General features: G+C 43.5%; 12 protein-coding genes and 1 pseudogene. 5 read left to right on the top strand and 8 right to left on the bottom strand.

Features of this window, described 5'->3' with window-relative positions; genetic code table 11:
* Positions 1 to 187: hypothetical protein (locus PX636_RS01395; RefSeq protein WP_288115984.1), on the bottom strand; the 187-nt coding region annotated here is incomplete at its 3' end.
* Positions 188 to 340: 153 nt separating this feature from the next.
* On the bottom strand, positions 341 to 607 hold the full coding sequence (gene psaK, locus PX636_RS01390; protein WP_002798253.1) for a photosystem I reaction center subunit PsaK: 267 nt from the start codon (positions 605 to 607) through the stop codon (positions 341 to 343).
* Positions 608 to 727: 120 nt separating this feature from the next.
* Between psaK and PX636_RS01385 the strand changes: the two genes are divergently transcribed.
* Complete coding sequence (locus PX636_RS01385; protein ID WP_190357543.1) at positions 728 to 1,366, top strand: phosphoribosylanthranilate isomerase; 639 nt, start codon at positions 728 to 730, stop codon at positions 1,364 to 1,366.
* A 143-nt stretch (positions 1,367 to 1,509) separates the two neighbouring features.
* On the opposite strand, the gene folE is transcribed toward PX636_RS01385, so the two are convergent.
* From folE to PX636_RS01370, 3 genes are all read right to left on the bottom strand, one after another.
* A complete protein-coding gene (folE, locus tag PX636_RS01380) occupies positions 1,510 to 2,208 on the bottom strand; it encodes a GTP cyclohydrolase I FolE (protein ID WP_002738197.1) in 699 nt (232 codons plus the stop codon).
* A 49-nt stretch (positions 2,209 to 2,257) separates the two neighbouring features.
* The gene (locus tag PX636_RS01375) at positions 2,258 to 2,986 is read right to left on the bottom strand and encodes an SDR family oxidoreductase (protein WP_288115982.1); all 729 of its coding nucleotides are present in this window, start codon (positions 2,984 to 2,986) and stop codon (positions 2,258 to 2,260) included.
* Positions 2,987 to 3,331: 345 nt separating this feature from the next.
* Complete coding sequence (locus PX636_RS01370; RefSeq protein WP_002798257.1) at positions 3,332 to 4,237, bottom strand: hypothetical protein; 906 nt, start codon at positions 4,235 to 4,237, stop codon at positions 3,332 to 3,334.
* A gap of 48 nt (positions 4,238 to 4,285) precedes the next feature.
* On the opposite strand from PX636_RS01370, the gene PX636_RS01365 reads away from it, so the two are divergent.
* Complete coding sequence (locus PX636_RS01365) at positions 4,286 to 4,693, top strand: hypothetical protein (RefSeq protein WP_002798258.1); 408 nt, start codon at positions 4,286 to 4,288, stop codon at positions 4,691 to 4,693.
* A 77-nt stretch (positions 4,694 to 4,770) separates the two neighbouring features.
* On the top strand, positions 4,771 to 5,130 hold the full coding sequence (locus PX636_RS01360; RefSeq protein WP_288115986.1) for a hypothetical protein: 360 nt from the start codon (positions 4,771 to 4,773) through the stop codon (positions 5,128 to 5,130).
* Here PX636_RS01360 and nblS read toward each other — a convergent pair.
* The 3 genes from nblS to PX636_RS01345 form a co-directional block, all read right to left on the bottom strand.
* Positions 5,111 to 7,108 carry a two-component system sensor histidine kinase NblS gene (gene nblS / locus PX636_RS01355; RefSeq protein WP_288115981.1) on the bottom strand — a complete coding sequence of 666 codons (1,998 nt, stop codon included), beginning with the start codon at positions 7,106 to 7,108 and terminating at the stop codon, positions 5,111 to 5,113. The two genes, PX636_RS01360 and nblS, sit on opposite strands and share 20 nt — an antisense overlap.
* Positions 7,109 to 7,222: 114 nt before the next feature.
* Positions 7,223 to 7,570 (bottom strand): DUF4359 domain-containing protein, encoded by a 348-nt coding sequence (locus tag PX636_RS01350; protein WP_002798262.1) that lies wholly within the window; start codon positions 7,568 to 7,570, stop codon positions 7,223 to 7,225.
* A 75-nt stretch (positions 7,571 to 7,645) separates the two neighbouring features.
* Entirely contained in the window at positions 7,646 to 7,825 is a 180-nt protein-coding gene (locus tag PX636_RS01345; protein WP_002798263.1) for a hypothetical protein, read from the bottom strand.
* Positions 7,826 to 8,110: 285 nt separating this feature from the next.
* On the opposite strand from PX636_RS01345, the gene PX636_RS01340 reads away from it, so the two are divergent.
* Together PX636_RS01340 and PX636_RS01335 are read left to right on the top strand one after the other, a co-directional pair.
* Positions 8,111 to 9,244, top strand: coding sequence for a glycosyltransferase (locus PX636_RS01340; protein WP_288115980.1), 1,134 nt, complete (start codon positions 8,111 to 8,113; stop codon positions 9,242 to 9,244).
* A 248-nt stretch (positions 9,245 to 9,492) separates the two neighbouring features.
* Positions 9,493 to 10,145 (top strand): annotated as a pseudogene (locus tag PX636_RS01335) (proton extrusion protein PcxA); the annotation flags it as partial.

The following is a 10,145-nucleotide window of genomic DNA, read 5'->3' as shown; positions in this document are numbered from 1 at the left end:
AGCAGATGTGAGTTTTCAGGTTCTTCGTTACTTGGTATGGTTCGATAGGGGGGCATAAATCGACTAAATCCTTATCTGGCAAGAGATTTAATTGATTAGTTCGCTCTAGATCAAAAACAATTGACAAAAATCGCCAAATATCTTTCTCTATAAGGGTTTCATCCCTTATAACCTCCGTCCATTGCATAACACAAACCGAAGAGCCGGATTAAGCCGCCATCACTACTACCGAATCACCACCAAGTGTTTGTCAATGTGACATTTTGGGCGCAAGCATTGCGTCCCCACTCATCCTTAGCGTAGGATTACTGGTTACTGATTACCGATCACCGATCACTGATTAGAGAATACCCGCATTAGAAAGACCGAGAACCAGTCCCGCACCGAGAATATGGCCAAAACTCATGGTAGCCAATAATTCCGGCAGACCGAAGCTTTTTTTCGAGGCTAACTGCGGCAAGGGTAAAGCAGGGCCGGCCCCAGTATTTTGGATGGCAAAATAACCGATAGCGAACGCTACTAGGTTAGCTAACGTCATGGTAATGCCGACGGATAAATTCCAGGGAATGGTTTGAGCGGTGGCGAAAAGTAAGGCGGAAGAGATCATTTGCGCTCCAGTCTTGATAAGATTTTGTTAATCACAGGGAATTATAAAAAGCTCTTGACCCGAAACCGCTTTTTGTTTGAATACTTAACAGTTTTTGTAACGTTTTGTGAATAAGATTAAATGCGAATTAAAATTTGCGGCATTACCCAACCGGACCAAGGACGAGCGATCGCTACTTGCGGAGCTACGGCTTTAGGTTTTATCCTCGTACCTAGTTCGCCTCGTTACGTCAAAATCGAGCAAATTAACGCTATTACCGCCGCAATACCCGACAAAATTGATTTTATCGGCGTTTTTGCCGACGAGCAACCGGAAATTATTCAGCAGATAATTGTTAAAACCCCCTTGACAAGTGTGCAGTTACATGGTAAAGAATCTCCCGAATATTGCCAAAGGTTGCGGCAATTATTACCCGACCGGGAAATTATCAAAGCTTTGCGGATCAAAGACAGAGAAAGTTGGGAAAAGTCGGCAATTTACTTCAATAGCGTCGATACTTTACTTTTAGATGCCTACCATCCCCAATTGCTCGGCGGTACGGGACATACCTTAGACTGGCAAGCCTTAGCCAGTTTTTCGCCCCCCTTGCCCTGGTTTCTGGCCGGAGGACTCAACCCCGATAATATTAGTGAAGCTTTAACTCGGCTGCACCCCCAGGGTATTGATGTCTCTAGCGGCGTTGAGCGATCGCCTGGTGATAAAGATCTCAAAAAAGTCGCCCTCTTGCTAGAGCGACTGCAAAAATTCAGCGATCAGTGATCAGTTAGAAGGTTTTGGTTGTTGGGGTTTTAGGGTTTTAGGGTTTTAGGGTTTTAGGGTTTTAGGGTTTTAGGGTTTTAGTTGAATTCCCCCATTCCCCCATTTCCCCATTTCCCCATTTCCCCATCTCCCCATCTCCGGGACTAGAAGAAATTGGGTTTATGACGGATCAGGTTAAGATACTCCTCGCGGGTTTTTTGCTCGTCTTGGAAGACTCCTAACATGGCGCTGGTGACAGTCCAGGATCCCGGTTTCTGCACCCCGCGCATTACCATGCACATATGAGTTGCTTCCATGACGACGGCAACCCCTTGGGGGTCGAGAATTTCTTGAATCGCTTCGGCAATCTGACGGGTGAGGCGCTCTTGGACCTGTAAACGACGGGAATACATTTCCACAATGCGGGCCAATTTACTTAATCCGACCACCTTTTGGTTAGGAATATAGGCAACGTGGGCCCGCCCCATGAAGGGTAACATATGATGTTCACAGAGACTAAAAAAGTCAATATCGCGCACTAATACCATCTCATTATGACCTTCATCGAAGATCGCACCATTAACGAGGGTTTCTAGGGATTGTTGATAGCCTTGGGTGAGAAACTGCATCGCTTCGGCCACCCGTTTGGGGGTTTTTAATAAACCTTCTCTTTCGGGATCTTCCCCCACCGAGATCAGGATATTTCTGACCGCATCCATCATCTGTTCTTTGTTTTCGTCGGAAGTTGGATGAATTTGAGCGGTTTTGCCATTGTGGGTGTTGCGATCGGGGCGAGTGGTCACGCGTGCTTGAATAGCGTCGGTTAAATTACCGTTTAAACCGTTAGAAGAAGCTATGGTCATAATGAAGAGGCCTGTAGGCGAATTGATTGATAAATAGAAGTATTTCGGGTTATAATGCCCCCGCACTGGGCATAATGGTCATCGTTTCCACTACGGCCTGTTTGGGCAGTAACACCGCTTGCAGAATGGCCTGAGCGATGATATCCGGGGTTAACATGGCCGAGCGATCGAAATCTGCTTTGACGCTATCGCTGTCCCAGATGGGAGTATTGACAGCCCCGGGGATGATAATCGTGATGCGAATGGCGTTAGCCCGCTCCTCGATCGCTAAAATGCGAGAAAATGCCACTAATCCCGCTTTGCTGACACTATAGGCCCCCCAATCAGGGAAGAAATTATCGGCGGCGATCGAGGAAACGTTAACGATCGTGCCTCCCCCCTGTTGACGCATGGCAGGTAAAATTCCTTGCACACACTGATAAACACTGGTTAAATTGAGATCGATCACCCGCTGCCAGTCTGACAAAGGTGTGTCGGCCAAGGAGTTGGTGTAACCCATGCCAGCATTATTGATCAGGATATTGATCGGTCCGGATTCTTGGGCGATTTTAGCGATACTAGGAGCTACTTCCGGGATATCTGCCAAATCTAAGGGGTAAGCTTGGGCTGATACGCCTAAATCTGCCGCCATTCCCGCCACGGTTGCCAATCTTTGCTGATCGCGACCGATTAAAACCAGATTAATTCCCGCCTTGGCGAAAGCGAGGGCGGTTTCCTTGCCGATGCCGCTACTGGCTCCGGTGATCAGCGCTCGCTGTTGACGAATAACAGAGTTCATGGTATAATCTGAAATCTCTTAATTCTTGGTAGTTAGGGCAAAATTTTGGCGGTTGGGGGAACCCTAGAAAAGTTTAAGGGAGTTGGGTTGGATCGGAGCAATTTTTCTCGCACCAAAACTGCTGCGGCCACCCCAGGCGGGGGGAAGCATTGACTATCAGGTAGGTTCAAGATTAAGAATCGTTACAAAATTTTACCTAGCCAATTATAGCACTGTTAAGTCAGGGATCACTAATTTTTGTGTATATTCAGATAGATATCTAACCAGGGAGAGAAAAAAGCGGCCTGGTGGGCGAGAATTCTTGAGGCTGTCTTTGTCGAAAACTCCCTCCCTCCGCGCTGAAAACTACTCACCAGAGGAGATGGCAGCGGTGGGTTGAGTGCGATTGACAATCACCACTCGATCGCCGATAACGGGACTTCTAGCGAGGAGACTTCCCTCGTTATCCCTCATTTCCAAGCGGCGAAAATCGAGACTTTGGCAACGTTGAAAAACCGAATTAGCCAATTTATCCTGTTGTGATGCCTCCAGACTATACCAATTATCGCCCAAAATAACTACTAGACGACTAGCCAAAAAATCCGCTTCTACGGTAGAAATAATACCGGCGGGATAACGAGTAGTTAAATCGGTAATTTCCTCTTGAATGGCTGCGACTAAACTTTGTTCGGGAGTTAATCGCGGTTTTGCTTTGGTAATCGGGACGGGAATCGGTGCCTCTGGTGCGATTAATTCTGGGGGAGTTTCGATAATTTCCCCGGCTGCCGGGGAAGGACTAGAGACAACTTCAGGCATATTTTCGGCAATTTCCGCAGGATTTTTCGGTAAACTGACCACAGCTACTAATAGGATAGTGACTAAACTTCCTGTTAACAAGCCGGTAATTAACCAATCGGGAATTTTTTCGCTAATTCCCCCCGGTAAAAGTCGGCGAATTTTGCTCAAAATCGTCGTCCACCACCCTTCCACCTGCTCGAAATCAGGTAAAATATCGTCGATTCCCTCCGCTGCTTCGATTGGAGAATCTGGGGTTAAACTTTGCTCAACTTCTGCGAATTCATCTGGTTTTAAAGCAGCGGCTAACTGTTGCGTTGAGTTAAGAAGATTATCAACAGCAACTTTTGGGGGTAACACTGTCCCCGTTCCCGTGTTAAGTTGGGAAACGATCGAATTTAACTGCTCGATCGCCTCTTGTAGTCGGATCACTGTTTCTGCTTGGCTGAAATTCTCTCGCTCATTTGGTTGAGTCATAATTAATTCTTCTTAACCCGCTGCCATTCTTTTTCAAAATATCATTCTATGCGCCGTTTTCTCGGTTTTTTAACCAGTATTTTCCTTGTCTTCCTGACCGCTTGTGGTAGTGTCACTCCCCCGCAAGAATTTGCCCCCGACGGAGAAATCGTCGCCAAAGCCCTTTTATTACAATTTCGTCACACATCCGATCGCCTTAGTCAATCTTTACAGATCGATGATCCGCAGGTAAAAATTGCTAAAATTAATGTCACCAGTCTGGAACCGCTTTATGTGGGCAATTTACCCGTTTATCACTTGCAGGGAGATTACGATCTAACTCTACAATTGCCCCATCAAAAAGATACCAAACAACACAACAATTTTGATCTTTATTTACAAAGACAGATCGAGGGGAAAACTTGGCGTTTACTGGAAGAAGTTGCCTCACAATGGCGCAGCTATTTAGTGAAATAACCGGAAAAAGCCAGGGGATTTTGCTATAGTCTATGATCATCAGCAATGACAATCCTCAAAGGGAAAATTTAGCGATCATGATTACCTGTCCTCGTTGTCAGCACAAGGTCGATAGTCAAGCCTTGCAATGTCCCTACTGTTTGAATATTTTCAAGGCCTATGGTCATCCCGGCATGACCCTGCATCAAGCTGTCACCAGCGAGTTTTTATGCCAAACTTGTCTTTATCATAGCGATGATAGCTGTAATTTTCCCCAACGTCCCTACGCTACCAGCTGCACTTTATACAAAAATAGCCAAATGATAGCAGAAAAAATTCCTCCTCTCCCTCTGCCTAGGGTTTTTAAAAATTGGTGTCTCAGAAATAAGGGATTATTGCTATTATTAACCCTGATTTTGGGCAGTATTGCCCTAGCTTTTATAAACTCACGTCGTTAATTTTTTTGCTGGCGATCAAGCCTTGATATAGCTCTAGATCGAACCAGAAAGTTGTGCCAATTCCCACTTCACTAATCAAATTAATTTGACTATAGTGCTTTTCAATAATATTTTTGACGATCGATAATCCTAATCCCGTCCCTTCTAGGGTATGAACGCGATTTTCTACCCGATAGAAGCGATCGAATATGGCACTTTGATCCTCGGCATCGATGCCAATACCAGTATCGGATACTTCCACGCGAATTTTGGGAGTTTCTTGGGGATTATCTCTGCTTATTTTATAGGCACGAATCACCACTTTACCGCCAGCAGGAGTAAATTTTAGGGAGTTACCGACTAGATTAGTTAATACCTGTAAAAGTAGATCATAATGACCTAAAATTGGTAGTAAATTGGCTTCAATTTCCGAGCTTAATTCTAGTCCTTTATCCCTAGCATTGAGTTGATAAGTTCTTAGGGTTTGTTCGATTAATTGTCCGATATCGATCGCATCTAAGTTATAGTTACGGGAGGATTCTAACCGAGAAAGATCGAGAACATCATTAACCAAACGAGTTAAGCGATCGGTTTCATGATTAGCGGTTTCTAAAAACTCTCTTTTTTCTGTATCGCTGAGATCCTCACCAAATTCTGTCAGGGTTTCAATAAAAGATTTGATGTTAAACAAAGGGGTTCTTAACTCATGGGAAACATTGCTGATAAATTGACTTTTTGCCTCATTTAATTCTGTTTCTCTAGTGATATCCTGTAGCGTCATGGCAATTCCCCGGACATTCTCCCGATGCTGATCGAATACCTGAGTTAACAAAAGGCGAATTGTCCGGGTTTTCGGGTTAGTTAAAGATAATCTAAATTCTGCTGGGGAATAGTTATTATTTTCCTGATCAATAACAGCATTTTTAGGATGATGATTTTGATTAGCCGATTCTTCTGGCTGGAGGGTTTCTCCTGCCGCAATTTGATAGAGAGGTTTAGTTAGTCTAACCGTTAACTCCGAAGGAAAAAGATGTAGAACATTTTGACCGATAATTTCCCGATCTTCCCAGCCAAATATTTCCCGAGCTGCGGGATTAATTAATAATAATTGAAAATTAGTATCTAAGAGAATAGCCCCATCAGCAATAGTGGACATTAACGTATCTAATTTGGCTTTTTCAGCGGTCATTTCTTCGATATTTTGTTCTTCGTATCGTTCTAACTTTTCCGCCATTTCATTAAAACTGAGAATTAATTCCCCTAACTCTCCTCCCAGGGGTAAATCAACGCGCTGCTTAAAATTTCCTGCTGCAATATTTTTGACCCCGACTAATAACTCCTTGATCGGTTTGGTGATAGTTAAAGCATTAAAAACCGCCCCCAGAATCACCATGGCCCAAATCGAGACAAAAACGGCAATAGTCACATCACGGGTTAGATTAGAAGAAGCGACCACAATAGCGTTAGGATTGATCCCGATCGCTAATACTCCCAAATATTTGCCCTCATGATTTAAGGGAACAAAGACATCGGTTACTTCACCGTCGGGGGTTTTATGCTGACGGATGAGGGGAGTTTCCCCATTTTCGCCATAATTTTCCGGTAATTGAATGCGACGCTCAATCGTCAGGGAGTTCTTAACTTCGGCGGTAGAATAGGGAATGCCGAAAAATATTTGACCCTCCTCGTTAGCGTAGATCAAATAACGCACACTGGAGGTACTACTATAAAAACGGGCTGAAAAACGGGCTAAATCGGTTAAATTGTCCTCAGCAATCAGAGGGGAGACATTAGCGGCTAATAACAGCCCTAAATCCCGGCCAAAACGGGTATCATTGAGACGGACATCCTGCTGGATCGTGTTAACCGCCCAAAAGGTTAAACCACTCATCAACAAAGAAACGGCTAAAGTAGCCGCAGCCATTAATTTAGTTTGGAGGGTGAATTCAGACCACCAACGGGCGATCGCTTCTCGGAGAATGGGCAGAAAATTAAACACGGTTAGGCAGCATTAATCGGTGTTCTTGAGGAGTCTATCGCTCAAATCGCGGGTTAATATGATCATCTTAACTCATTATTAAGCTGGTAGCGGTTAAGCTGGCAGTAATCTCATCTAAGTCTCCGAGAAAGTCAAGAAATGCCCAAAAGCGCCAAGAGTTCTAATTTTAGCTACCCCCGGTACCTCTGTGGTGTAAATACTGAACACACCTAAATTTTGCCGTTGACTAGAGGTTTCGATCGCTGGTTTTAAGATTTGATTTTTGATCACATTTCTGGCTGCCACTGGCAAAGAATCGATCGAGCCACAGAGACTGATTTTCTCGCAAGCGATTTTGTCGGCATGAGCGAGGAGTTTTTCCGAGGCGTATTCGCTGTAAAGTTCTTGGGGTGGATTGGTAAATCCCATAATCCCCGCTACCACCCCCAAGGCGATCGCTCCCTTGAAGAAATTACCCCCCATAGCTACTTAGCTCCTTGATTTTGTCTTCTCCACTCTATTTTGACAAGACATTTGCGATCTGGCTAGGGAGCGGCGTTAACTTCTTAAACCAATACCGGGTGCATAGCACTCTAGTACATTTCCCGTCAGACTGCAGCTAATTAACAGATAATCACAGTGAGAACAGGCGGTGCTAACGAGATGGTGTTCTAAAATATGCTGTCTTTCGGCAAAATTTCCACAATTAGGACAGCGCACTTGTTGCAGGGTGATCATAGCAAACCTCATTAATTAGTTATCTTCTGTATATCAAGCTAGTTTTTCTTGATCCCAATCGGTTTAAGTCTATTTTTTCCTTGATCCCCATTATGGAGTCGATCATCTGATCTTGCTAGTAATTTTTACTAAACTTTGCAATTTTTCTGGAAAATTTTAATAATTTCTTTCTGGTGTTTTTTACCTTGATCGGATAGGTATCGGTAATTTTGGGGAAGAGAAAACCAGAAAGTGAACTATTGATCCCTTACTGCTATAATTACGGCTGAGATTATTGATTATCCTATGAAGTACGCTCTGGTTCACGAGTGGTTAACCCCAAAGGCGACGGGGGGATCGGAATTAGTGGTTAGGGAGATTTTACAATGTCTAGAGGCGGATTTATACGCTTTGATCGATTTTGAGTCCACTAATCCCGATAGTTATCTCTATGGTCGCTCGATCGGGACAACTTTTCTGCAAAATTTCCCGAAAGCGAGAAATGGCGTACAAAAATACTTACCTTTTCTTCCCCTGGCGATCGAGCAGTTAAATTTAGAGGATTATGATGTAATTTTATCCTCCTCCCATTGTGTGGCTAAAGGGGTGTTAATTCGACCGGATCAGGTGCACATTTGTTATTGTCACACTCCGATGCGTTATGCTTGGGATTTAACTTTTGACTATCTGGCTAATAGTAAGTTAGGACGGGGATTACCCGGTATTTTCACCCGTTATCTCTTGCATGGGTTGCGTCAGTGGGATGTGATTTCTGCTAATCGTGTGGACTATTTTCTGGCTAATTCCCACCACACCGCTAGACGAATTTGGCGCTGTTATCGACGGGAGGCAAAAGTTATTTATCCTCCCGTACAAATCGAACGTTTTCCCTACCAAGAGAAAAAAGAAGATTTTTATTTAGTAGTTTCTCGTTTGGTTAGTTATAAAAAAGTCCCTTTAATTGTGGAAGCGTTTAATCAATTAGGATTACCCCTAGTGGTTATTGGAGATGGTCCCCAGATGGCTTTAATCCGACATTTAGCAAGGGATAACATTCAGATTTTAGGTGCGGTTTCTGATCGAATGGTAGCAGAATATATGTCGAAAGCAAAAGCGTTTATTTATGCTGCTTGTGAGGATTTTGGTATTGCTTTAGTGGAAGCGCAAGCTTGTGGTACTCCCGTGATTGCATTTGCTGCCGGAGGTGCTTTAGAAACCGTGCGAGAGCTGCGGGAAAATTCTCCCCAGGGAACAGGATTACTTTTTCGGGAACAAAATCCCCAATCCTTGCTGGAAGCGGTTAAATATTTTGTTGATAACGGTGATAAAATTGATCCGGAAGATTGTCGGCAACAGGCTAATAGATTTACTCCAGAGGTTTTTAGAAATGCTTACAGTTTGTTTATAGAGGAACATTCGATATCTAAAAATTATTGCTAACTTTAATTAGAGCAGTTATCCTAATGGTGAGCTAGGAAGTTTTCGTTTTAGGGAGTCGGTCATCGGTCGTTGATAACAAATTAGGTTACACTTTATCTTGATGAGAAACGTTGTATTTCACCAATGGTGAGGATGCAGTCAATGCGCCCAAAATGTAATATTATGGATATTTCTCTAAAGTGGAGATCTAGCCAACGCTGATAGCTTACCGTGGTGCTTGTGATGACAGAAAAGCGAGGATTATAGCCGTGCCTTGGAATCGAGTTAATCAATGGGTAGAAAGACGCTCTTTAGTGGCCCTAGAATCAGCTTATCAGAGGGCGCTGAAAATTAAAGCGATCGAAGATAAACATTTTGGGGGACAAAAAATTTCCCCGGCTGCCGTGGGAGGAAAAAGTGTTTATGATTACTTTCAAAGTACCCTAGAGCGAGAATTATTACAGATACGTTTCGATTTAACTCAAGTGCGTCTGGGTAATTTTTTTAATCCGCAAACTAACCCAGAAAATAATAACATCTTAGAGACTTTAAAGGTGATCGAGGACATTATCGGTAAATATCGCCTAGACTTAGGGGAATTGCTGCCTCCTTTACCGAATAATCAAACCCCAAATCTGCCTAAAGCCAATCTCACTGGTGATACCTCCAGAGATAAAAATAACCAGGCAATTTCTCCTACAACCGGTAATAAATTTTTTAACTTCCAGCAAGAATTAACCCCAGAATACGAACAAACCGTTATTAAACAACTCCGTACCCTGCGACAACAGCAACGTATTGCTATTCGTTTTATCCTGATTATTATTTTAGTTCCTCTCTTGGTGCAGGTTATTAGTAGAAACTTTATTTTTAGCCCTATTTTAAACTATTTGGGTGTGGATAGAGCGAAAATATCAGAAGT

Source organism: Microcystis sp. M53598_WE2 (assembly GCF_030067735.1).
Classification (GTDB): Bacteria; Cyanobacteriota; Cyanobacteriia; order Cyanobacteriales; family Microcystaceae; genus Microcystis; species Microcystis aeruginosa.
Note: the sequence above shows the minus strand (reverse complement) of the source record. Positions and strands in the feature narration are given on the sequence as shown.